Annotated in this window: 20 protein-coding genes and 3 pseudogenes; 5 read left to right on the forward strand and 18 right to left on the reverse strand. The window is 34.4% G+C overall.

Annotation, left to right across the window (positions count from 1 at the left end):
* Window positions 1–1219, forward strand: a 1219-nt coding sequence (locus tag LC095_RS25365; RefSeq protein ID WP_226530732.1) for an IS110 family transposase, incomplete at its 5' end; no start/stop codon positions are given.
* Between the two features lie 452 nt (window positions 1220–1671).
* On the opposite strand, the gene LC095_RS25370 is transcribed toward LC095_RS25365, so the two are convergent.
* Window positions 1672–2901, reverse strand: coding sequence for a serine hydrolase domain-containing protein (locus LC095_RS25370; RefSeq protein WP_226530733.1), 1230 nt, complete (start codon window positions 2899–2901; stop codon window positions 1672–1674).
* A gap of 283 nt (window positions 2902–3184) precedes the next feature.
* Window positions 3185–3271: pseudogene (locus LC095_RS25375) on the reverse strand (ATP-binding cassette domain-containing protein); the annotation flags it as partial.
* A 218-nt stretch (window positions 3272–3489) separates the two neighbouring features.
* Here LC095_RS25375 and LC095_RS25380 point away from each other — a divergent pair.
* A complete protein-coding gene (locus LC095_RS25380) occupies window positions 3490–3873 on the forward strand; it encodes a DUF3888 domain-containing protein (RefSeq protein WP_226530734.1) in 384 nt (127 codons plus the stop codon).
* Window positions 3874–4045: 172 nt separating this feature from the next.
* Here LC095_RS25380 and LC095_RS25385 read toward each other — a convergent pair whose 3' ends face one another.
* The 3 genes from LC095_RS25385 to LC095_RS25395 all read right to left on the reverse strand — a co-directional run bounded on the left by LC095_RS25385 (window position 4046) and on the right by LC095_RS25395 (window position 4889).
* Window positions 4046–4267, reverse strand: a complete 222-nt coding sequence (locus LC095_RS25385; protein WP_226530735.1) for a hypothetical protein — start codon at window positions 4265–4267, stop codon at window positions 4046–4048.
* A gap of 151 nt (window positions 4268–4418) precedes the next feature.
* Complete coding sequence (locus LC095_RS25390; RefSeq protein WP_226530736.1) at window positions 4419–4577, reverse strand: tRNA U-34 5-methylaminomethyl-2-thiouridine biosynthesis protein; 159 nt, start codon at window positions 4575–4577, stop codon at window positions 4419–4421.
* Window positions 4578–4742: 165 nt separating this feature from the next.
* Window positions 4743–4889, reverse strand: coding sequence for a hypothetical protein (locus LC095_RS25395; RefSeq protein WP_226530737.1), 147 nt, complete (start codon window positions 4887–4889; stop codon window positions 4743–4745).
* Window positions 4890–5704: 815 nt separating this feature from the next.
* Here LC095_RS25395 and LC095_RS25405 point away from each other — a divergent pair.
* A protein-coding gene (locus LC095_RS25405; protein WP_264196204.1) for an IS3 family transposase occupies window positions 5705–6858 on the forward strand; the annotation gives its coding sequence in 2 pieces (ribosomal slippage) (window positions 5705–5981 and window positions 5981–6858; 1155 coding nt in all).
* A gap of 113 nt (window positions 6859–6971) precedes the next feature.
* Here LC095_RS25405 and LC095_RS25410 read toward each other — a convergent pair.
* The 3 genes from LC095_RS25410 to LC095_RS25420 form a co-directional block, all read right to left on the reverse strand.
* A complete protein-coding gene (locus LC095_RS25410) occupies window positions 6972–7172 on the reverse strand; it encodes an XtrA/YqaO family protein (RefSeq protein ID WP_226530739.1) in 201 nt (66 codons plus the stop codon).
* A gap of 1349 nt (window positions 7173–8521) precedes the next feature.
* Window positions 8522–9493 (reverse strand): hypothetical protein, encoded by a 972-nt coding sequence (locus LC095_RS25415; RefSeq protein WP_226530740.1) that lies wholly within the window; start codon window positions 9491–9493, stop codon window positions 8522–8524.
* A 60-nt stretch (window positions 9494–9553) separates the two neighbouring features.
* Window positions 9554–10126, reverse strand: coding sequence for a hypothetical protein (locus LC095_RS25420; RefSeq protein WP_226530741.1), 573 nt, complete (start codon window positions 10124–10126; stop codon window positions 9554–9556).
* A 502-nt stretch (window positions 10127–10628) separates the two neighbouring features.
* Between LC095_RS25420 and istA the strand changes: the two are divergent.
* Window positions 10629–11919 (forward strand): annotated as a pseudogene (gene istA / locus LC095_RS25425) (IS21 family transposase).
* Window positions 11912–12658: pseudogene (istB, locus tag LC095_RS25430) on the forward strand (IS21-like element helper ATPase IstB); the annotation flags it as partial. The pseudogenes istA and istB, both read left to right, overlap by 8 nt.
* Window positions 12659–13466: 808 nt before the next feature.
* Here istB and LC095_RS25435 read toward each other — a convergent pair.
* The 10 genes from LC095_RS25435 to LC095_RS25480 all read right to left on the reverse strand — a co-directional run bounded on the left by LC095_RS25435 (window position 13467) and on the right by LC095_RS25480 (window position 23062).
* Window positions 13467–14318 carry a MurR/RpiR family transcriptional regulator gene (locus LC095_RS25435; protein WP_226530742.1) on the reverse strand — a complete coding sequence of 284 codons (852 nt, stop codon included), beginning with the start codon at window positions 14316–14318 and terminating at the stop codon, window positions 13467–13469.
* A 216-nt stretch (window positions 14319–14534) separates the two neighbouring features.
* A complete protein-coding gene (locus tag LC095_RS25440) occupies window positions 14535–14810 on the reverse strand; it encodes a hypothetical protein (protein WP_226530743.1) in 276 nt (91 codons plus the stop codon).
* Window positions 14811–14826: 16 nt separating this feature from the next.
* Complete coding sequence (locus LC095_RS25445) at window positions 14827–16179, reverse strand: TRAP transporter large permease subunit (protein ID WP_226530744.1); 1353 nt, start codon at window positions 16177–16179, stop codon at window positions 14827–14829.
* Window positions 16180–16264: 85 nt separating this feature from the next.
* A complete protein-coding gene (locus LC095_RS25450; protein WP_226530745.1) occupies window positions 16265–17197 on the reverse strand; it encodes an NAD(P)-dependent oxidoreductase in 933 nt (310 codons plus the stop codon).
* A complete protein-coding gene (locus tag LC095_RS25455) occupies window positions 17161–17853 on the reverse strand; it encodes an RraA family protein (RefSeq protein WP_413467553.1) in 693 nt (230 codons plus the stop codon). The genes LC095_RS25450 and LC095_RS25455 overlap by 37 nt, the downstream gene beginning before the upstream one ends.
* 328 nt (window positions 17854–18181) lie before the next feature.
* Complete coding sequence (locus LC095_RS25460) at window positions 18182–19387, reverse strand: MFS transporter (RefSeq protein ID WP_226530747.1); 1206 nt, start codon at window positions 19385–19387, stop codon at window positions 18182–18184.
* 37 nt (window positions 19388–19424) lie between these two features.
* Entirely contained in the window at window positions 19425–19853 is a 429-nt protein-coding gene (locus LC095_RS25465; RefSeq protein ID WP_226530748.1) for a hypothetical protein, read from the reverse strand.
* A 42-nt stretch (window positions 19854–19895) separates the two neighbouring features.
* Window positions 19896–21416: a tripartite tricarboxylate transporter permease gene (locus LC095_RS25470; protein ID WP_226530749.1), complete on the reverse strand. Its 1521-nt coding sequence runs from the start codon at window positions 21414–21416 to the stop codon at window positions 19896–19898.
* A 15-nt stretch (window positions 21417–21431) separates the two neighbouring features.
* Window positions 21432–21893 carry a tripartite tricarboxylate transporter TctB family protein gene (locus LC095_RS25475; protein WP_226530750.1) on the reverse strand — a complete coding sequence of 154 codons (462 nt, stop codon included), beginning with the start codon at window positions 21891–21893 and terminating at the stop codon, window positions 21432–21434.
* Between the two features lie 185 nt (window positions 21894–22078).
* The gene (locus LC095_RS25480) at window positions 22079–23062 is read right to left on the reverse strand and encodes a Bug family tripartite tricarboxylate transporter substrate binding protein (protein ID WP_226530751.1); all 984 of its coding nucleotides are present in this window, start codon (window positions 23060–23062) and stop codon (window positions 22079–22081) included.
* Between the last annotated feature and the right edge of the window lie 991 nt (window positions 23063–24053).

A 24053-nucleotide genomic window follows, 5' to 3' on the forward strand; every position in this document is an offset into this window, starting at 1 on the left:
GGATGTATCTAAAGGTGAGAGTCAGGTACAAGCATTCTTGGATAAAGGTCAACCTTATCGTAAAAGTTTTAGTGTAAAGCATACTGTGGAAGGCATTGAGAATTTATTAGAATTCTTAACAGAGATTGAAAGAGTAGCTGATGGTATGAAACCTTCGGTTATCTTAGAATCGACAGGACATTACCACTCTCCTATTGTTCAATTTTTGGAGGAGCAACAATATGTTTATATTATTGTCAATCCACTTATTTCTCATCGAGCAAGGAGTACAAGTTTAAGAAAGGTAAAAACAGACGCTGTCGACGCCTATCTTCTATGCGAACTATTCTATAAAGAAGAAGTTGAGCTGTATAAGAAAAGAGGTATTCAACTCTTAAACCTTCGGAATCTTACAAGACAACAAGAGACAATTTCTGGTATCTCTACACAGACCAAGCTACAGCTTCTAACAGTACTAGATCAGGTGTTTCCAGAATATAGAGGTGTCTTTGGCGATTTATATTCGAAAGTCTCTTTACAGACACTTTCCTTATTTCCTACTTCTGAACATGTACTAAATACTACCGAATCCGTCTTAACTGACAAGATTTTATCGTTATGTACCAGACGTTCTGAAAAGTGGGCAAAAGAAAAAGCACAAAAGCTTATGGAAGCTGCATTACGAAATCCATTTCAAACCAACTTGTATGAAAGCCATATATTCAACCTAAAGATGTTAATATCCATCGTTCTTCAATATCAAGAGCATCTATCAAAACTAGAAGCTGAAATAGATGCCCTCGCTAAAGAAATGGAAGAATATAAGATTATCCAGTCTATTCCTGGTATCGGAGGTAAGATTGCGGCAACAATCATTTCCGAGATTGGAGAAATAGATCGGTTTAATCATCCTAAAAAATTAGTAGCCTTTGCAGGAGTAGATCCAAGCGTTTATTCTTCTGGAAGATTTACAGCAACCCAGAATCGGATAACGAAGAGAGGATCCAGAAGGTTAAGGCAAGCATTATATATGGCTGTATACTGTGGAATTCGAGATGCCCGAAAGCAAAAGACCAGCGATACTGTTATACCTCGGAATAAAAAGTTAAGAACGTTTTACGATAAAAAACGCGACGAAGGTAAACCATATAGAGTAGCAATTATCGCTTGTGCTAATAAGCTTTTACACTTGATTTATGCGCTTTTAAAGAACAAGACCACTTTCCAAGAATTAGCTTAAAAACTATATTTAACAATATAAAACAAAACCTTCCAAATTATAAAAACAGGAAGGTTATTTGGCATACTTATTTTTAGTATAACATCTATATTTTAATTTTTTTATTGAAAAATGTTGACAACTATTAGCTGGTTTTATGGAAGATAATTACTTTCAATTTTAACTTTATAATCATATAAAAGGTAAAATTGAAAGTTTAAAGTGCATTGAACATTAAATTTCTACTATTATATATTTTAAGAACTCGCAGATTTTTATTCTGCGAGTTCCTTTTTTGTCCTATAAAGGGATTCAGCCGAAATACGCGTAAAAACAGGTCATAGACTTACTTTTATTACCAAATCGTACAATATCAAAAATAGTATTAAAGAAACACGAATTGTGAAATTCAACCTAAAAAAGTCGAATTCACCGGCCTTTTTTTAAACGAACAACTAACCATGGGCTCGGTGTTAGTCTTCGATTGCCTGGTAGACTATGGTCCAGAAGTCTTGGATAAGATGCGCTGAATCCGGAGTGGACATCCCAACTTGGGTGAACAGAATTCCGGTGAGCTGTTTGTCCGGGTCAGCGTACGCCGCGGTGCCAGCTCCTCCGTCCCAGCCGAACTGGCCGATAGACGCGTAGTCGCCGCGATAGGTACGCACCGCCATCCCAAAGCCCCAGCCGCCGTGCTGCCCTTGGCCGTGCGACAAATGGACGTTGTTTTTGGCCAATTCGTCTCGGAATGCTTGTTGTTCGGGCGTGAGGCGGTTGGTGGTCATCAGCTGAACTGCTGGTCGGGACAGGATTCGTTTGTTCCCGTGCATCCCTTGGTTTAAAAGCATCTGTAAATACGCGTTATAGTCGTCGACGGTTGCGAGCAGCCCACCGCCGCCTGCTTGGAACGCTGGAGGTTTGCTGTATCGTCCGCCTGCGGCCTCGTCCCACACGATAAACTCTCCGGTCTGAGGATCGGGGGTGTAGGCGGGTGGTAGCCGGTCAATCTTGCTCTCGGGCACGTAAAAGCCGGTGTCCTTCATCCCCAGCGGATCGAGAATGCGTTCGCGCAGGAACGTCTCAAATGTCTGACCTGTGACTCTGGCAACGAGCACGCCGAGCACTTCGAGGCTGATATGGTACTGCCAACGCTCTCCAGGCTGGTAGCACAGTGGGAGTGTGCCTAGGCGTCGCATCCACTCACCCGATTCGGGCAAATCCACCTCTGGCGTGTCATATATCCCCAATTCGAAGATCGCGTTTTGGATCGGGGAGCCCATCAACGTCAGATCCACTCCGAGTCCGAATGTAGAGGTCAACAGGTCTCTTACCGTGATTGGCCTGAGGGCCGGCACAGTGTCGTCCAACGGACCATCGGGCCGTTTTAGTACCTGCCGGTTGGCGAGTTCGGGCAGCCATGTGTCTACTGGGTCGTCCAAATGCAGTTTACACTCGTCGAGCAGGATCATCACCGGCGAAACCGTGATCGGCTTGGTAGTGGATGCCAGCCGGAAGATCGTGTCCCGACTCATCGGCGAGCCGCCATCATGGCGCATTGTGCCAAGTGCTTCGACGTGCGTCTCACCGTTTCGGCTGACTAGAGCTACTAGCCCAGGAATCTTCCCAGAATTGACATGACGTGCTAGCACCTCACGCATTTTGCGTAGCCCTGTTTCAGAGAAGCCTTTGTTACTTTGTCCCATCATGAATCTCTCCTTTTTTTCCCATTTTCTAATGAACGAAAATATTCTGTTGTAATCTTTTCCATTTGGTTTCCCTCTTTTTACTTTTTTTCAGCTCTATTGTTTTAAAACTACAAATTCTCTTTTGTATTTGAAGGGCCTTTGTCAAAAAGGTGGATTCGATGCATCAAAGAGAATGATTATTGGCAATCAAAATCTGACTCACCTCCTTTTCTGGATTATCAGAATCGAGATATGTCCTTCACTTAGCATAGAGCTATGTATTGATCAGACGTTTACTCTCAACCGTTGTCTTGCCTGCCCCATTGGAGCCGAGCAGGGCGAAAATACTTCTCTTCTCCACCTCGAAATCTACGTCCTTTAGGACTTTTACCTATATATCTTTATCTATCTACATATCTAATTCAATACTGCCCTATTTTTGAAATAACCTTAACTTTCTAGATGTCCTATATAAATCCCTTCTTTTTTCCAGAATATGGCCCTTTTCAAGTAGAAAGGCACATTTCCTTACTCCGGAAATGCGCCTTTAGTTAATAAGAATTTCTTTAATTGTTGATAATAAGGGAAACTAAGATTGAGGATTTTATGAAAAAAAGCTTTGTAATATTAATTGTCTTATTGACTCCTTTCTCTTTTTCTCCCGTTCAAGCCGATACAGAAACTAAAAATGATATACAATTGCGAGAAGACTTGATTTTCATTTTTCTTTATCCCTCAATTCAACAGGAATTGAAGAAGCAATATGGCGAACTTAAACAAAATTACTGTGGTAATATAACCCAAATTAAGAAGCTGTCACAAGGCAGTTACTTGTTTAATGTCACTGTGCAGGTAACAACATTTGAAGGTGCTCACAATCCCCCAAATGATTTAGTGACGATCACTTTTAGTAATGAAAATACAATAGAGTGGCAGGCCATTGATTTCAAAAAAAAGAAGGTTAGAGCCAAAAGAAATAACCAAATGTAAACATCCTTTGTGAAAAGGGTGCTTTTTCTTTTATTCAAGATAATGGACTAAGAGTCCAAGTACTTAATTTCATTCAATTATCTCGAATTCAAGTCTTCCAGAAAATGGCCCTAAAATGAAAAATGAGCGCTTATCCTTGCTTAAGGATAGCGCCCGATAATTTAATAAAATGTTATTCTTTTTCTTCCAAATATTTTTTATAAGCTTTTTGAACTTTATCTTCCTTAGGTGATATATCGGAAATTCTGTTATGAATATCGGATAGTAAATATAATCCTCTAAAAATACAACCAAAAACAATTCCAAAAGCAACAATACCACCAACAAGTGGTCCCATCATCAATAAAATGTATCCTAAAAGTGCACTTAAAATTATTGATAAAAGCAAATACATGTTAGCCCTCCATTTTTACCTAAATTCTATTTAATTTATCATTCGTCTTACATGTCCTCATTTAACAATATTTTCTCAAAATAGAAAATAAGAGCCAATCCCTCAGGAATAGTGCCCTATTGCGGAAGATCACTATTTATTAGAAAACAGTTCATGTTGTAGATGAATTTTCTCTTTTTCCAATCCCATAACCTATTACAATACCTATGATAAGTGGCGCCAAATAATTAATCTCTAAGTCATTTGTGAAAAAACTTATTACCAAACAAGTAACTATTGCACCCAAAATAGCAAACAATAAATTCTTCATCTCTTCCCCCTGTTAAATTCCAAAATAAATAAAATAACGCTTCATCATTTCAGTAATTGAAATCATTCTAAATGTACAATTAGTTGAAGGACAATAAAGAAGTAAGGCCTGGCGCTGCACCCATTAATCCATGTTCATGATAAGAGCCCGATTGCGGAAGAATCATTAGTCTTTCTTATTAAACCTAGGCTTACTAAAAAAGGCTGCAAGAAACATAAATAATAGGGAAATTAAAATTCCATTGGCACCTTTACCCAAATAAGCGAAAATAGGAATACTGATAGCTGCGAGAATAAACATCAATTTCATCATATTATTACCTCCCCTTTTAGTCCCCTTGTTAACAAATACACTTTCTTTTTTCTTGATTGTACTTACTGAGTATTCGCGCTTAGATTGCTGAAGGTAGTTATTCAATAACGCACCACTTGAAGAAAAAAACTACTCGATATATATAAGAATTAACTGATAAATTGCTATACAAAATCCTAGGATACTCGCTTTTATTTTAGATGGATGGTTTCTTTTAATAAGAAATAAATAAAGGAAAACTACTATAAATCCCAAAGGAATCCATAGCTGAAAAATACCCTCTTTTGTACTTTGAGAATAAACTGGGGCAATGTATGTGCTAATCAGAAAATAAAAGAAAACCGTAAAACGTCGTGTTTCTAATTGCTTACTCCATTTAACTAAAAAGAAAATAATTATTATTGCAATTATCGTAATGTGTAAAGGGGGTAGAACAATAGCACCGTTTCCAATTTTGAATTCCATTTTAGCCCTTCCCTCCATTTTTAAAGTATATCTATTTGTGGTAGTTGCTGATTGGTACGTATTCGAACAGCAACCAGCCTTCACTCATTTTCCCTTCCCTTTTTATTGATTTTCAACTATATAATATCATAATTTCCTTAAATTGGATGTTGAAGTGTGTTATTACGTTACCTTAAGTGAATTTCTTCACAATTTCGATCTCGATCCAATCCTAAAATTGATCTCCGCCAATAAGTCCCTAAAATGGAAAAGGCACTCATCCTTGTAGAGTGACCCAAGTAAATGAGACAAGGAAAGAGCACCTCCTGAATCGTATTTATAAACTAAACGATTGCGGAGGTGTTTTTCTCATGGGGAAAATCGTTCATTACCCAGAAGAAATAAAGTGGGAAGCAGTTAATTTAAGGAAAAATGGTATGACCTATAAAATGATTCAAGAAAAGCTAGGAATAAAACATAAAAGACAAATACAAAACTGGGTGAAATGGTATGAAAACGGGGAGACTTATAGATTTTCTCAAGGAATAGGGAAACAATATTCGTATGGTAAAGGGTTAGAAGAGTTAAATGAAGTTGAACAGTTAAAAGCAAGAAATAAACAACTACGTATTCAAGTAGAAATTCTAAAAAAGTACCAGGATATCGAAAGGGGTTGGTCCCAGAAATCGTTTTAGAGCTCGTAAAAGAATTGAAAGAAAAATATCCTGTCACATTAATATGTGAATGTTTAGGAATCCCTAGATCTAGCTATTATCGGTGGGTAAAGAAAGGTAATAAAAATATGACGGAATTGGAACTTAAGATTAAAGAGGTATGTACGAAACACAAGTACCGAATTGGCCACAGAACTGTGAAGGCTTGGCTCCTTAGAGAATATAAAATAAAAGTAAATAGAAAGACAGTCCAACGGATAATGCAGAAATACAATTGGCAGTGTAGAGTCAAACCAAAACGGAAGATAGGGGAAAGTAAGATTATTGTGCCCAATCACTTAAAACAAGACTTCAAAGCATCGAAACCTAATGAAAAGTGGGTTACGGATATAACGTATCTTCCATTTGGACAATCGATGATGTACTTGTCTTGTATCATGGACCTTTACAATAATGAAATTATCGCTTTTCGAATAGGTTTAAGCCAAGAGGTATCGCTAGTTTTAGATACATTGAAAGATGCATTAGATAATCGGCCTGAAACTAAAGGGGTTATTCTTCATAGCGATCAAGGCTCACAATATACCTCTTACGCTTTTCAAAACTTAGCAAAGGAAAACGGCATTATCACAAGCATGTCTCGGAAAGGTAACTGCTTTGATAACGCCGTCATTGAATCCTTCCACTCTACCCTAAAGTCGGAAGAATTCTACTCTCAACCACAAGAACATCTTACAAACCCAATTGTAGTGGAAAAAGTAAGAAATTTCATCTATTATTACAATCAAATACGTCTTCAGGCAAAATTAAACTACCTATCCCCTAGAGAATTTAGGGAACAGGCAGCATAGGTGTTCTTTTTGTGTCTCAAACCAGTGGGTCAGTTCATAAAAGTAATCAGTGTCCTTTTCTGGCAATTTACAATATATATTATTTACTACTAAAACAAAATCTTTATTATCCATTAAAACTCTTCCCCCTCATCAAACTTAACACGCTTCACCTTACCTTGATGAGTGATTATTTTCGTTTCACCATAAGAAGGTAATTCGGTTATTTTAGCTTTACCTTCACACAAAACAATGGCAAAACTTCCTTTTAGTTCCATTATATCAACTTCTAGTCTCATTGTACTAGGGTCTATTTTTAATTCATGTAACCTCACAAAGACTCCTCCCTATCGAATTATTTATGTATAGGAAATCTCAACTTTTATGTAACATTAATATTGGAGGTTTTATGAAGTACTTTCTAAGAATTCTTTTTACTCTAGCAGCTGTAAAATTTGTACTATCAATCATAGAAATCTATATCCTTTAAAAATGTCAGGTACCACCTGGCTTTCTTAAAGGAATTTCCTTTGATATCAAATTAACTTCAATTCCCAGTAAATTTACATCTCATAGAATGCTAAAATTAACATGAGGTGTTTTTTAAAAATGTTTATATCACCAATGTTATTGCATAGATCAGATCATCCATTTGACGATGACTCTTATATAACCGAGTTGAAAGTATCTTCATAAATGGAAGTGTACATTATTGAAAAATCTATCCCTATACATATATACTATGCGTTAAAAGTATCTTAATTATATGTACAAAAATAACTTACTGTACATTAATAACTGATCGGGCGATATTTTTGAACAGATTTTTCTTAATTGTAATAAATGCTTGGGAATTAATAGACTCAAGCTGGTCCGGCCTGCGCCATAAAGCGCTCTATACATTTTTATAAAACGTTTAATCATTTTCATCCTATGATCTTCAATAATCGCGCTTTATTGTTGAAGATTGATTACCTTAGAGTTGATGAAGTGAAAAAATACCTGCAATAGATACTTGTTTTCCACTATATACAAAGCTTTTAAAATAGGTTATAACCAAATTGAATGAGCATAAAACAAATCAGTGCTGTTAATGATGCACCTAGGAACAATCCTGTCCAGAAGACTGGAAAGAGATTAACTATTTGTTTTATCTTCAATATATAACCGACCTTTCTTATAATGTTTTAATTTTCACTAAAAAAAGACGCTAATGTTAATAAACAATAGCGCTTAATCGATGAATAACATATATTAATATATTAGCTAGTTTCATAAATATAATTTATCATTCATATTTATAACTTCTCTTTAAGTTTTCCCGTTTAAAATAACATCTGTGAAGTTATAATACTAAATAAATTGATAACCATTGAGGAATCTATGGCTTACTTCTAATTCAGTAGTTTCCTGAGATATTTATCTTTGAGACCGCACCCCAAGGACAACAAGAGCTTCAATAGCTCAAGATTGAAATATAAAATGCCACTCATAAAGTTAAAAACTACATACGTTACTATTTTTTAAATGTTTTTATTCTTTCTTTTCCTAAGTAATAAAATCCTAATATCGTAAATAGGACTATAAAAATAGTGAAATCTTTTTCAACACTAAATAAAATGCCACTCAAAGATAAAAATATAGTTCCAATTATTTTGTCTACCATAGTTATCCCCTTTCAAAATTAATCATGATCTTGAGTTATACTAGTTCTAATGCTTGACATTGCTGGAATTGCCCCGTGAGGATTTTTATCAGGAAGCTCTTTATAAGGATCTGGTAGCATAAATGTCACAAAAATATTTTTTTCTTTATTTAATAAATTATGATCCAATTTTCCTTGAATTGATTTTTCTTCGTTTACTTTCAATTGATCATATATATGTAATTGTTTATCTGAAATAGGAACTTGATTCCAATTTACCATTGTAACTAGATAAAAATCAACAGGACTATTTTCTTTATTTCCATATACAATATTATAATTAAGTATGTCTGTTTTTTTAGAAATATTTTCTTTAAGCCATGCCGTATAAGGAGAAGCTAATTCACTTACAAATACACCATGTATTTTACTTTTCTTATTTGTTTTACTTATATTTGTTAAATTCGGTTTTTCTTTAGGAATAGTTTTAATATTTTTTAATAAATTTACTCGAATACTATATAATTGTGAAACTACCAAAGCATTCTCTAAATTATCCGGTGCTAAATTTGGTTCTCTTATGACAATATAGTTGATTGATTGAAACCCGTTACTAATATCCTTTAAAGTGACTTGTAAATCCGAATATTGATTTGCTGTTAATGTAAAATCAAAATAAGTGTACTCTTTCCCATCCATATAAAATTCAATTTGTTTACCATGATTAAATACTAATAATTTGAAATTACCTTTTTCTGACGTTTTATTACCGAAAACAATATTTTTAGTAAAATTATTTGAACTGATATTAAAAGTTCTTTTCGATTCGATATTTTCATTATTATATAGACCTAATGAAAATCCTTGCTCCCCTTTTGCCATTGGTAACAAATCTTCATCAAATTTTTCACTTTCAGTATTAGGTTCTACAGTTTCGGTCGTATTAGTACAACCTGACATAATTAAGATAAATAGAATAAATGGGATTAATATTTTCTTTCGGTTATACATACAATTTTCTCCTTAAATAAAAGATACAAGCTGATTTCAAGCTTGTATCTAAAAGTAAAATTAATTTAAATAATGAGTCGTAGTTGGGTACCAGCTAGAGTAACCTGCTTCTTTAAATGAATGGTTCGATTGTGTTTTATATCCAAAACAACAATTTATAGCCTCTTGTTTAGCAGTTGCAGCAGCAGTAGAAGAATTAGATTTAGTTGATGAAGCAGTATCTTCAACTGTATTATTGTAATAAAGGATTGTATTTACACCAATTGAGTCAATAGCTTTATATGAAGTTTTAGATGAACTAGTGTAGGCCTTTGAACTTCCAGTTCCAAAAACTCTAAGTTGAATCCAACCTGCCTCAACTTGACGACTAGTTTTTGAGTTTGCCGAGAAATGAGGTGCAGCCATAATACCAAATCCTCCGTCTGAAGTTGGAGACTTACCTATTTCTACTTCTCCCCCAGTAACCTCACCATCTTCATTTAGATACGTCTTCTCATTAACTAAGTTACCAGCACTATCTTTGTACTGTGAGTTAATTGTTTCTACAGTCTTTGCTTCGTCTTTTAAAGTAGTATTTTCTGCAGCATAAGCTGAAGAAGCCCCCGTTACCAAAGAAGCTACTAAAAAAGACATTAATAATTTCTTCATTACACTTCACCTTCCTAATATTGTTTTTCTTACAATTGTATAATTCTTGAAAAGATTACATATTCCTTCTTTTTTTAAAAAAAATGGAAGTAATGTGGAATAATTTTAATTAATAGGAATAATATGAATGAAAAGTTTGAGTGAGGAATTAGTTTTCGAAAATGCTGTTGTTTGGGGGCACGTTGTCTCAGAAGGTCTGATAATGAAGCTTTTTTATGCAATACTATTATATTCAAACTAATCACAAGTCCTTTATGTGTAATAACAATAAAGTCGTTTGAAAATCTAAGTTTTTTACGACAATCAGGCAATTATCTACAGTGTCTTTAATAAAACCTTGATCTGGAGCACCTTTTATCTTTATGTTCATGTAGGATAGATAAATGGTTACGGACTTACAAATGCTAAATTAAAAATGTACAAAAATGATCGTTTAAGTATGTACAGTTTGGATCACTAAACTGCATAATATTCTGGGGTGAATATTATGCATATGCCAATAAATATAACTACAGATATTGAAGTTAAAAGTCTTTCAGACTTACCGAAATTAAAAATCATAATGGAGAGCTTGAAAATGAAAATTAATAAGAGTAAATTGGCTCGTGATATGGGAGTTGATCGGAGGACGATTGATAAATACCTTAATGGCTACGAGCCGAAAAGTATTCGTAAACGAACATCAAAGATAGATGACTATTATGAAATTATCGCCTTGTTGCTTTCAGAAGAGTCCAAGCAAAAATTTTATTACAAGCGAGTTTTATGGCAATACCTGAAAGATAATCATGGATTAAACTGTAGTCAATCCAATTTTAGAAAGTACATATTAAATAAAGTGGAATTTCAGAGTTATTTTGAATCTGAGAAAAGAAGGAGTTCAAATAGAGAAGTGATTCGTTTTGAAACACCTCCAGCAGAACAAGCACAGTTGGATTGGAAGGAAAATATTCGTTATACCACAAAAGATGGCGAGATATTGTATGTAAATGTTTGTGTACTGTTACTTAGTCATTCAAGATTTCGCACATTTAACCTATCAATCTCAAAGTCCCAAAGTATATTACTAACATTCCTTACGGAAAGTTTTGAAGCATTTGGAGGAGTACCTAAGACGATTTTGACAGACAATATGAAAACTGTCATGGACGAACCTCGAACAGAATATCAAAAAGGAACGGTAAATGAACGGTTTTATCAATTTGCCAATGATATGGGATTTGAAGTAAAACCTTGCGTGGCCGGGAGGCCACGAACAAAAGCCAGGGTTGAAGCTCCGATGAAACTAATCGATGAGATCCATGCCTATCAAGGAAAGTTTGATTATGAGGAACTCCACCAATTCGTACAAAAACTATGCGATCGAATCAACAATAGTTACCACCAAGGGACTGGAAAAATACCAATTCTCGCATTAAAAAAAGAAAGAAACCTCTTATCGCCACTACCACATGATCGAATAAGAGATTTCTATAAAATTGATCACATACTTGTGAAAGTAAACACATCTAATATGATCACTTTCAAGTCCAACCAGTATTCAGTACCATCTGGATACATTGGACAAACCCTCAGTTTACAAGTATATGACAACCATATCTTTATCTATTATAACACGTGAATTGGTTGCCCAACACCCTATTAGCCATTTAAAAGTCAATTACAAACATGAGCATTATGTTGAGACCTTGGCTAGAGGGCTACCGTCTTCAACAAATATTGAAGAACTGGCTAGAAAAAATTTAGAGGCAATTAATGAGGTGTATAAAAATGAATAGCAGCTATAACAAACTTGTACAGAACTTAGAGTATTTAAAGTTAAAACAGATGATGATACATCTAGATGAAACAATTGATTTTATGACTAATAATCAATTGTCTTTTACAGATACGTTAATTAAACTGACGGATTATGAAATCGATATGAAAGAAGTAAACATGGTGAAATCAATGGTTAAGGTGGGAGCATTTCCACATCTAAAGGAAATAAAAGACTTTGATTTTGATTTCCAGCCATCGATTAATAAACAGCAGATATTAGACTTCACCACCTTACGGTTTCTTGAGCAAAAAGAAAACATTGTATTCTTAGGAACAAGTGGAGTTGGAAAAACACATTTAGCAACATCCATTGGGATAGCAGCTGCCAAGAAAAGAACCAGTACCTATTTCATCAAGTGTAATGATCTGATCATGAATTTGAAAAAGGCTAAACTTGAAAACAGACTAGAAACTAGGTTAAAACATTATGCCAAATATAAACTACTTATTATTGATGAGATCGGTTATTTACCTATCGATGCAGAAGATGCGAAGTTATTTTTCCAATTGATTGACTTGAGGTATGAGCAAAAAAGTACCATTTTAACAACAAACGCTAGCTTTAGAACTTGGGGAGACATATTCCAGGATACCAAAATTGCCAATGCCATATTAGACCGTGTCCTCCACCATGCCACAGTAGTTAATATAATAGGAGATTCGTACCGTCTAAAGGACCATTTTGATAAAGATAATATGAGTGAGTTGGCGTTAACTAAGACAGTAAAGTTCTTTCGTTCATATGGTTTAAAGTGTGAAAAAAAGTTGGTTGAAGAATGGCTGAACGCAACTTCCACCACAAAAGATTCCAGTCATCAAGTTGGTGATGATGATCTTTATGAGTTTAATGACTGGTGTAGGATGAAGGGTACAGCATATGAAGAAGGAATAGATGATCAAACAAAAATCGCAAGATTATTAGAAGAAGTGAATAGATTAAAAAGTGAAATAGCAGTGTTGAAAAAAGAAAAAGAACAATTAGAAGATAGACTAGGGGTTACTCCTTTTTAAACCCTATAATCCTTCCCCCAGCCAAGTGTAGTAGATAGGTTGGGGGAAAATAAAAATGCATAATAATCAAAATTGTACATTTTAAAATGATCAAAACTGTACATATTATCATTGACATTTATACGGACTTGACTTGGAGCCTCTGTGGGCCTACCCTGGAACTGAAGCTTCTCACTCTGATGATCCGAGAGGGATTCGAACCCCCGACCCCTACCCTGTCAAAATTGGGTGGGCAATTAATAGAGTTAAGTATAATAAAACCGAGTTAAATATGTATTGATAAATCAACGTTTTTGGCTTATGGTTGTAAAATAAGTTAATAGAGTTCAAAGAAATAAATTAAGTCTGTGCATTTTTTGTGCAGTCTTGAGAATGTGATCTATCTATCTTTGTAAGCTTAAGTCAAATAATATCAACTTAAGGAAACTTGTGACACTACACGATAAAAAGGCGCAAAACTTTTAAGTGTTTGCGCCAATGCTAAGATATTTTATTAATTCAAGTAATGATAATTCATTCCAGTCAAAATAGAATTTACTTCATCAAGTCGTTCCCTTGTTTTTTCTGGATTGTTTATTGCAAGGGCACTAATTAAATAGTCTGCAACAAACATAGAAGATACGACAGAATTATGGAACGCAATACTGCTAGAATTACATGGAAGAATTAAATTAGAATGCTTTGCAAGTGGTGAAGAATAACTGTCCGTCATTGAAATAACTTGTATTCCATTACTTTTTGCTGTTTTCGCAAAGTCAATAATTCTTCTTGCATAACGCGGAAAACTTATCGCAATAAGTAAATCTTTTGAAGTCATATTTACAACACTATCAACCCAATCACTGACATCCGCCACAACTAAATGTGTATTTCCTAAAAGTCGGTTCAATCCATGTGTTAAATATTGAGCAACTGGGAGCCCGCTCCGAACACTTGTACAAATAATTCTTTCTGCAGAAGAAATTAGCTCTAATGTTTTCTCTAGTGATTCAGGTGATATCATGTCCAACGTATCTTGAATATTATTAATTTGACTTTCCGCATAGCGCCCCCATAAATCATTTTCACTAATTCCTTTAATGTTAGCTTCTAATCTAGTCTGTGGTGCTGCTTGATTTCTTAAAATTTCCTGGAGTCCTTTTTGAAATTCTGTATATCCTGAATAACCTATACTAAAGGATAAGCGCATAATAGTGGTTGTACTCGTACCTACTACACCAGCTAATTGGTCTATAGTTAAAAAAGCCACATCTAGTGGATGCTTAATGATATAATCTGCTACTTTACGTTGAGATTCCGTCAATTCAGATATTTTCTCTTGTAACTTTACTATCGGATTTTCCATATTATCTCTCCACACAAAATTTTGTAGTATATTTTCCACCTTTTCTTAATAATGAAATAATATCACTATTTATTTTTTTTGTAAAAATGTTAAAGAATTCTTCCCCATAAAAAGTAAGAAAATTAATATAAATCCTATTATTTATCCTTCTTTATCTATTAGAGAGATGACTAACAAAAAGACAGACTTATAAATAAAGTCTGCCTTCCCATATATTTATTGTACGCTTCTCATTTCTTCATATTCTTCTTGATGAGTAACGATATGCTCTTCTACACAGGTTTCCTTTGGAAAATATCCAAGAATAAAACCAATTAATCCTGCCAATGCACTCAATATAAAGGTAGGATTTGCAAATATATCCCACGTTTTTATTACAAGATCACCATTTTGAAAAATCAATCCAGCAAGTTGACCAAAGACTAAACATGTACCACCAAGTAAAAACAAGATGAGACACACTTTGAATAAAAAGATTAATATTTTTTTCATCATATCTCTCCTCCTTTTACACCGGTAATGGTAAAATGCCCATCGCAATCAAGTAGCCGATTAACAAAATTGGAATCACATAATAAATAATAAGTGGAACAAATGTCTTTTCAGGTTGCGCTCCGGCAAGCGAAGCTGCTATGAAAATCGATCCAGATGCCGGTGGTGATGCCCCTTCTGTAGAAGCAAAGACAAGGATAGCAACTACCGCTAATAATGGATCAACCCCAGCAGAGACCATTGCAGCAAAGGCAACCATTCCGATTGCAGTCAATGTTGCTGTAGAAGATAATGGACCTGCAACAAGTGCTACCAGTAAAGCAATGATTATGACCATTAACCATTTCGAAATTGTGATAGATTCCATTAATGATGTCAAATCTTCCGCAAGACCTAAATCTGTCAAAACTTGACTTGATGCATATGCGAAAACAAGTAAAGCTCCAATCGTTGAAAAACGAGGAATCGCATCGTTAAGAAATTTCGTCCAATCAGGCTTTGTTTTTGGCAGTTTAGTCCAACCTACAAAAGAACTAATGATAATGATTAAGATTGGTATCCAAGTGATGAGAGAAATGCTATCCATTGCTTCAGCACCAATACTCGGATTCTTCTCAAATCCCTCTGCTATAGGACCAATTGTCATAACAATCGGGATTAATGCACCGAAAAAAATCAATGTTGACTTCCAACCTGTACGTAATGACTCTTTGAGTGGTTTAATAAATTCAGGTGAAATCGCTTTAATATTATCACGCTTAACAAAATACATAATTAAAAAGATACGATAAATTATCTGATAGACACCAGCAATAAATAAGGCAACATATAAATCTCCTTCAGCTACTACCGCACCGATAGGAGCAAACCCCAACATAATAAACATTGAAGCACTTGGAGGCAGCGCTGCACCGAGACCTCCATTCCCCGCAACAACAGTTGCTGATAATTCTCTACTAAACTTCGATTGAACCATCCATGGTGCTGTAATGGAACCAGTTGTTGCTGTATTACCGGAATTGGATCCTGCAAGCGTTCCCATAACACCAGATGCAATCGTATCAACATAGGCAGCTCCTCCGGGAAGCCTTCCTAATAACGAGTTTAATATTTTAACAAGACTGTTAATAATAGCAGTGTGATCGATTACATAGGCCATAAAAACAAAAGCTACCGAAGCATAAAGTACGTCATTTGTACCTGCAAATATAAGTCCGTTCCACATTAAATCAAGCGCACTTGCACCCCCGAATAATGAGGTAACGATAAATCCCGCTAACATCGCTTCTGCAATATTTCGTTTTAAGACAATATTCCAAAATACTATAATTCCAATAAAAATAATTAATGCCCAAACTCCTATCCCCATATAAACACCTCATATGATGTATATTCACAAAAGGTAACAGCAATATTGTAACTCATAGAGCTGTCACCCACTCTGTTTACTCTTGTCAACTTATCACTTTACAAGCTTCAATAACTTGAAGCCAATGCTCTGGTTTTTCCCCTTTAAATTTCTCTCTTAAATTAAGATCAGCTAATTTTTCAAGTTTAACTTTCGCAGCTTGAGACATCATTGAATCAATGTTGGCGGCATCTAACATGTCAATTGTTCCACCAAGTTCAATAGATCGTCTTAGAGCATGTATTGAAGTACCTGTTACAAGTCTGTTCATGGTTTCTTCAAAGGACCGACCATTCATCGTCTCACTTATAGAATCAATCACAAGATTTTCCACATTAAATTTATAAGCTGCCTCAAGTAATTCAAGATATAAAGCGGCAACACCTTTCATATGAATACTTCTAATTAATTTTACCGCAGTAGCTTCACCTGGAATATTACTAACTTTTGTCATATTCATTTCATAATCTTTCATTAAATCTAGGAAAATATCTGTACCGTCTCCGCTACCAAGAATCGGAACTTTATGTTTATAAACAGGTAAAGGCCCCATCATTGCTGCATCAACAAATTTCCCACCTTGTTCATTTACGTTTAATGCTATTTCTTTCTTTACATCAGGTCCTGATGCTGATACATCAATATAGATACAATCTTTTATAATGATTGGTTTTAGTTGTTTGCTAACTTCAAGCGCTTTATTCGCCGGTACTGCAACAATTACTGCATCTACCGCATTTAAAACCAATTCAGGAGATTCAACCAACATCGCATTCGCTTCATTAGCGCGCTTTAAAACTAAAGCACTAAACTCTTCTACATCCCATAGTGGATCATATGCAGTTACCCTTATATTTTCATATTTTGATAATCCTAAAGCTAATTCAAAAGCTGCTTCTCCAAAACCGATAAACCCCAAATGCATTTTATTTCTCCTCTCATTTAATATCCAAAATGTTTCATTTTTTCTTCTAGCCAACTCGGTGCTATACTCTGTATATCTAAATTCCCTTGTTTACTCGACTCTATAAAACTAGTTATAGTTTGTAATCGTTTTTCTTCATATATTAATTTTTCTTCAGCTTTTTCAAGTACTTCCTCAATCTTGTCCTTAGGAACTACGGTTACACCGTCCTCATCTCCTACGATTAAATCTCCTGGGTGGACAGCAACACCAGCACATGAAATAGGAATATTAATAGCTCCAGGGCCATCTTTAAAAGGTCCATTTGGAATAAATCCTTTAGCGAAAATTGGTAAACCAATTTCACCTAGCATTTCTTTATCTCGAACGAATCCGTCAACGATAATTCCATCTAAACCATTTGCTTTGGCTGCTGCAGCCATTAACTCACCAAGATAAGCATTTTCTTTGTGTCCTTTACCATCAGCTACAAGGACATATCCTTTACCTCCACAGTAAATCCCTTGATGTAGAAAAAGATTATCCCCAGCTCGCAAATCAACTGTTAAAGCTGTTCCTACTACCTTCATTCCTGTTGCAACAGGTTTCACTTCATAATCCATTGATCCAGTACAACCAAGTGCATCTGAAAGAAGAGTTGTGTTTAATTTTTTCGCACGTTCTATTACTTCATTAGATAATAGCTCAGCATTAATACTCAATTTAAGCACTCCTTGCAAAATGAATTTTCACACGATAATCGCACATCATTAGCACTTTGATAACGATTACAAAATATAACAAAAAAAAGTTAAGCGATTTAAGTGTAGTAAAAATAACATTATTTATTTATATTGTAAAATTTATTACCACAAATTCATAATATCACCGGTAATAAATGATGTAAACACTTTATTTATTGTATTTTCAGATTTTTATAGCAAAAATCATGACCCCTATCTAAATGCACAAATAAAATCACATACTTGTTTTCAATGAGTCGAATTGAAAACATAAGAAAGATTAGGTAAATCGATCTTACCTAACCTTTCTTCTTTCTCAATTAATTTTATTTTTCACTCTTTTCCTTAAAGACTCAGAAAATTTCTTCGGACTAAAAATACCAATAATCATAATGACGCCTGATACCATAAAAACCCCACCCATACCTATTATTCCAGAGGCTGTACCTATAGTTAATGGTGCAATAAATTGAGTCAATTTATTAAAAGATAATCTTAAACCTAGTCCCTCACCTACCCTGTGCATTGGTAAAGATGTAATTGTACTGGAAATAGAAAGCGGCTGACCGATCCCCAATGAGATGCCCAACAAAAATGCCATTATACTTAATAGATAAACATCACTTATAAGTGGATTTAGTATAAAAATCGAACCGGCTATAATAATTGAACTTGAGATAACGACATTGACTCTTACTTTATCTACTATATAGGGTAGAACTATTCTTATAATAATTCCAGCGGCTGCGTTTAAAGAAACAATGATTCCTATAACTGTTGTAGATATCCCTTTGTTCGAAGCAAGCAATGGAAAGAATGCAACATACATATCCTTAGCAAACAAAACAATTGCACTAACGATAAAGGCTTTACGTAAGTCAGAAATAAATAACAAATCATATGATTTATCCTTAGAATGTTCTATATTTATTTCTTTTAACACCTTCGTTCTTCTGCTTCTATAAAGAAATAGAAGTGGAAAAGAAAATAATGATATCATTCCTAGAATAATAAAAGTATACAAAAATCCAACTATATCAGTTAGAAAACCGCTAGCTAACGGGCCAAGGAAACTCCCAACAGCCACCCCTACACTGAAGACAGCAATATAATAATCCCTTAATTTTCTTTTAGAAAATTGCCCTGAATAAGATTGTATACAAAGCACATAAGTCAATTGAGATAAACCTATTATTACTTGAGAAAAATACACACCCATTATATTAGGAAAAGCGTAAGGTAAAATCATAGATAAGCTTCCAAGTAACACACTGAAAATAAGAGGATATTTCATTTCGGTACTATCAATTAATTTTCCTAATTTAATAGCTAAGAACATTGGTAAAAATGAAAAAAGTGCAACTATAACCCCAATTTGGGTATTACTTGCACCTAATTCACTAGAATATAAAGGGATAAGAGGTCTACTTCCTGTAACATTAAACATAAACAAACAGGTACAAATAAAGATTAAAAAACGATCGAACCTTAAATTCATATTGGTCAACCTCTTTTTAGTCATTTCTTATTGTTATTTCTACACCTTGATGAAAATCCATTTATCCAAACAATCTTCCCACTTTTACATCCACAAACTTCCTAAACTTTTTGTTTGCATAACAAGTAAAAATATAATTCATCGTAAAGAGAATAAATAACCCTACCAAGTCACGTTCACTTTTACTCTTTTCAAAATTGTTTTGAAAATCAATACAAAATTTATTAAAAAATTCGATTGTAGGTTTTCTCCACTGCTCCCGGTTATCTGAGGTTGCATTAAATTCTTCAATTATATGTTCAATGTAAATCGTTTCTTCTTTTTTGTATCTGTCTAATATACTCTTTACAATTAATCCATTTTCTCCTTTATTATTTTCCTTTATAAGAAACTGAATAAACTCTCTAAACTGTTTACCTTCTATAATGTCCCTAAATTGATTGATGGTCATTAGATGAAGATTTGTATGTTTTATTTTAACCTTTTTCATTTATTTATCCTTTCTTTATAAAATTTTGATTCAAAACGAAACCTATTTATTTATAGATGTGTTGTCATTTCCTTGACTCATTTTTTTATTTAATAGAATTTTTCTTACAAAAGGGGTCACAAAAGTAATAATAGCAATTAGTAAAAACACTGCACTTATAGGTCTTGTGAAGAAAACACTTACATCATTTCCTGATTGTAATAATGCTTGCCTATAACTTTGCTCAGCAAGTGGACCTAATATGATAGCTAGAACAATTGGAGTTGTTGGGACTTTCATCTGACGGAAAATGTAACCAATAATTCCAAAGGTTAGAGCCACCCATATATCAAAATAACTATTGTGAATGGCGTAGGAACCAATAAAGCTTAACATCAAAATAATCGGCCCTAGAATGATGGCCGGGACTTTTAAGATTGTTGCAAAGTATTTTGTACAAGCTAAACCTATCACCATGAATAAAAGGTTACTGATTATTAAACTAAAAAACAATGAATATACGACATCACCATGTTGTTGAAAAAGCATTGGTCCAGGTCTTAGCCCATGAATTAGTAGTCCACCAATTAGAATGGCTGTAACCGTATTACCTGGAATACCTAATGTTAATAGCGGAATTAATGCTCCCCCTGTAACAGCATTATTGGAAGCTTCAGGAGCAGCAACACCTTCTATAGCTCCCTTACCAAATTTTTCAGGATGCTTCGACCAGCGCATTGCTTCGTTATAAGCGATAAAAGCTGCTGGATCTCCTCCTATCCCCGGAATTATTCCAATGAATGTTCCAATAAATGAAGAACGTGTAATATTAGGTAGAAGTTTGGTAAACTCTTTAAATGAGGGCAACACTTTTCCAGAAATCGAGTTAATCTTATCTGGTTCTTTAGATGTTCCTGCATTTTGAATTAATACAAATGCCTGTGATACAGAAAATAACCCTATTAATACAGGTACTAATGACAAGCCTGCAGCCAAGTGTGGATCAGAAAATGTAAATCTAGGATACCCATTAACTGGATCCATTCCAATTGTTGCAATTAAGATTCCTAATGTACCTGCCATTAACCCTTTAAAAGGATTTGCTCCTCCTAAACTAGAAATAACAGAAATTCCAAAGATAGCCACTGCAAAATATTCTGGTGCCCCAAAGCGTAAAGCCTGCTCAGCTAGAAAAGGGGCAGTTGTTGTAAGAATTAATGCACTGATAATTCCACCTATACAAGATGCAATTGCGGAAACTCCTAATGCTTTCCCACTTTGTCCCTGTTTAGTTAATTCATAACCATCTAAAACTGTCGCAGCTCCTGCAGGAGTCCCAGGTGTATTTAATAAAATGGCTGAAATAGAACCACCATAAACGGAAGAACAGTAAATCGCTGTTAGTAATATGATGCCTGTTGCAGGATCCATTGTAAACGTAAAGGGAATGATGATAGAAACGGCCATTGTTGAGCTCATCCCCGGTAAACAGCCCATGATGATTCCAAAAATGGTGCCAAGTAAAATAACTAACAAAGTTGATCCCGATAATACAGTTCCAATTGCATCAAGCCACATATCCATGATCACTCACTCCTTTTACAACAAATTTTCTAAAAATCCTTGTGGTATAGGGACACCAAGTAAATACTGAAATAGTGCTGTTATCCCTATTGTTGTACCAATAGATAAAAAGATTAATTTTTTAACTTCTCTATATGTTAGTAACCAAAGTAATCCAAATATATAGATAGGGGTTAAGATTAAAAAACCTATGAAATTCATTAACAGTAAGTACAGTATTGTTAAAATCCCTGTGTAAGTTAAGTTATGATTTTTATCCTTTTGATCAATTTTTTGTTTTTCCGTAATACTAGTTTCACTTTCTCTATTTGGCTTTATGATTGTATCTATAATTAACCCAATCGAAAGTATTATTAATAGAATAGAGAAAAACTGTGGCCATTTTGCTGCATCATCAGAAAGGGTGTTACCTAACAGATAAAAACATAGTGCTAATACAATCATGACAGCTGAAAATATATGATTGACTATTGCCATTTTCAAACCCTCCTAAAAAATTACTCTAATTATTTTCAGAGGTGAGTAGGCCAATAATATGAGACTTATCAGGTCTATACGGACAAGCGTCCCCCACCTCTCTCTTTGCTTTACTAGACTCTTAAGGTGGGGACCTCTACTGCCCGTTAAGAATGGGATAAATAAGGCCTACCCATTATCCCTTACTAATTTTCTTTATTTATTCGATCATAGCGCTCAAATACATCATTTATTGCTTGCTTAAATTCTTGACTATCTTTATAAACCGTTTCCATTCCCTGATTTGCCATTTTCTTTTGGAAATCCTCACTATCAAAGCCAGTTTTAAAAGCATCTTGTAAATATTTAACTACCTCAGGATCTGTTCCTTTAGGTGCTACCAAACCACGCCAAGATTCATCCGTAATTTCATAACCTTCTTCAAACGAAGTCGGAACATCTGGATATTGTTTTGATTTATTTTCACTTAAAACTAAAATTGGTTTGAGATTCCCTGCCTGTACTTGCCCTTCAGCATCTCCAAAACTAGCTGTTACTACTTCGTCATGTCCTCCTGCAACAGAAGCTACAGCAGGAGCCGCACCATCATATGGTATAGTCGTAGCATCTATTCCTGTTGCCTCGATTAAATCAAGAGCAGCAAAATTATCTGATGCCTGTGCCCCTGATGTTGCAAAACTAACTTCTCCTGGATTTTCCTTTGCATATTCAATAAATGATCCAAAATCATCATAAGGCGCATCTGTAGAAACAAATAAATAAGATACATCACTAACAAGTTGGAGGATTGGTTCAAAATCTTCATGTGTAAATGAAGTCTTATTAAAAATTGGGTTAGTGACAAGAGAATTGGTAGCTAAAAGCAATGTATAACCATCAGGTTTTGCTGTAGAAACATTTTGCTGACCAATTGTCCCACCACCTCCTTCTCTATTCTCAACTACAATAGAATTTCCCATAGATTCTTCTGAGGCATCTGCAATTAATCTTGCAGTAGTAGTTGCAGCACCACCAGCAGCAAAAGGAACGACAATTTTAACTGGCTCTTCTGGAAAGTTGGATACTGTGGATTGATTAGATTCTGTATTTGAACCCTGACTATTACAAGCAGTTAAAATCATTGATAATACAATCACGAATACCCAAGAACGGAAGTTAAGCGTTTTCATTTATATTCACTCACCTTTTCATAATTAGTTACAAACCACCTAATCAATACTCAGTTCTATTGGACTATTATTCTCATTTACTTTTAGAATGCAACAAGATAAATTTCAAATCTTTTTAATTATAAATTCATATGTATAACTTGATTACGTAAGTAAAATACTGTATTTCCCTATATTGGATTTTTGTTAATTATAGATACGACCATTTTAAAATATAAATTTTTCCACAACATCTAAGTTAATTGTTTATTTACTTACCTTTCCAATAAACTTTCCCCCTTTGTCAGGTTTTACTTTCGAGCTTTATACTCTAAAAAAGAAAAACCTAACATATTTTTTGGAAGCGTTTTAAATTTGTGTAAAAATTTTTTCTTCCCTAAATAAAAATAAAAAAATATTTACACCTATTTTATATCACATGAAAGTAAGTACGTCAAACACAATTTGAATATTAAGAAAATTCCCCCACTATGAAAAAACAACCAAAGGTAATGAACTTCCGAATACATTCCACCTTCTATGCAGAATCGACTGCTTTAAGTAATGGAGGCATCAAACAGATATTTTTCATAACAGGATTGTCTGATAATGTTCCGGTAGTGTTACCTTGGAAAAGTTTAATTCCGAGAGGGATGGTCCATATTACCGTTTTTCATGTATTCATATTGCAGAAGTTCTTCATATAGGTATGATGAAGCTGTTTTTCTCCTTTTCGCTTAAAAGCGATTTCTGAAAGAGCTTTGGTGATTGAAGTCATAGAAACATCTCCTATCAAAACAATGCCTATAACCTTAGCGACCTTTATATCAATTAGTAGATAAGTGTAAAACGGTGGAGGAAATCTTTCTTTCCACAATAAAAACCACCCGTGATGAACTGCACCCCAAAAGTTAGAGTAAAGAATCTAACTTTTGGGGTGTTTTATTAATGTCTAGATATGATGAAAAATTTAAGCTTATGGTAGTGAAAGAATATCAAGAAGGACAACTTG

The sequence above is a fragment of the Metabacillus niabensis genome, from assembly GCF_020524345.1.
Taxonomy (GTDB): domain Bacteria; phylum Bacillota; class Bacilli; order Bacillales; family Bacillaceae; genus Metabacillus; species Metabacillus niabensis_B.

Coding starts and splice junctions, on each gene's coding strand:
- LC095_RS25370 (WP_226530733.1), bottom strand. CDS start 2,901: ATGGGACAAAGTAACAAAGGCTTCTCTGAAACAGGGCTACGCAAAATG.
- LC095_RS25380 (WP_226530734.1), top strand. CDS start 3,490: ATGAAAAAAAGCTTTGTAATATTAATTGTCTTATTGACTCCTTTCTCT.
- LC095_RS25385 (WP_226530735.1), bottom strand. CDS start 4,267: ATGTATTTGCTTTTATCAATAATTTTAAGTGCACTTTTAGGATACATT.
- LC095_RS25390 (WP_226530736.1), bottom strand. CDS start 4,577: ATGAAGAATTTATTGTTTGCTATTTTGGGTGCAATAGTTACTTGTTTG.
- LC095_RS25395 (WP_226530737.1), bottom strand. CDS start 4,889: ATGATGAAATTGATGTTTATTCTCGCAGCTATCAGTATTCCTATTTTC.
- LC095_RS25415 (WP_226530740.1), bottom strand. CDS start 9,493: ATGTATAACCGAAAGAAAATATTAATCCCATTTATTCTATTTATCTTA.
- LC095_RS25420 (WP_226530741.1), bottom strand. CDS start 10,126: ATGTCTTTTTTAGTAGCTTCTTTGGTAACGGGGGCTTCTTCAGCTTAT.
- LC095_RS25435 (WP_226530742.1), bottom strand. CDS start 14,318: ATGGAAAATCCGATAGTAAAGTTACAAGAGAAAATATCTGAATTGACG.
- LC095_RS25440 (WP_226530743.1), bottom strand. CDS start 14,810: ATGAAAAAAATATTAATCTTTTTATTCAAAGTGTGTCTCATCTTGTTT.
- LC095_RS25445 (WP_226530744.1), bottom strand. CDS start 16,179: ATGGGGATAGGAGTTTGGGCATTAATTATTTTTATTGGAATTATAGTA.
- LC095_RS25460 (WP_226530747.1), bottom strand. CDS start 19,387: ATGACTAAAAAGAGGTTGACCAATATGAATTTAAGGTTCGATCGTTTT.
- LC095_RS25465 (WP_226530748.1), bottom strand. CDS start 19,853: ATGAAAAAGGTTAAAATAAAACATACAAATCTTCATCTAATGACCATC.
- LC095_RS25470 (WP_226530749.1), bottom strand. CDS start 21,416: ATGGATATGTGGCTTGATGCAATTGGAACTGTATTATCGGGATCAACT.
- LC095_RS25475 (WP_226530750.1), bottom strand. CDS start 21,893: ATGGCAATAGTCAATCATATATTTTCAGCTGTCATGATTGTATTAGCA.
- LC095_RS25480 (WP_226530751.1), bottom strand. CDS start 23,062: ATGAAAACGCTTAACTTCCGTTCTTGGGTATTCGTGATTGTATTATCA.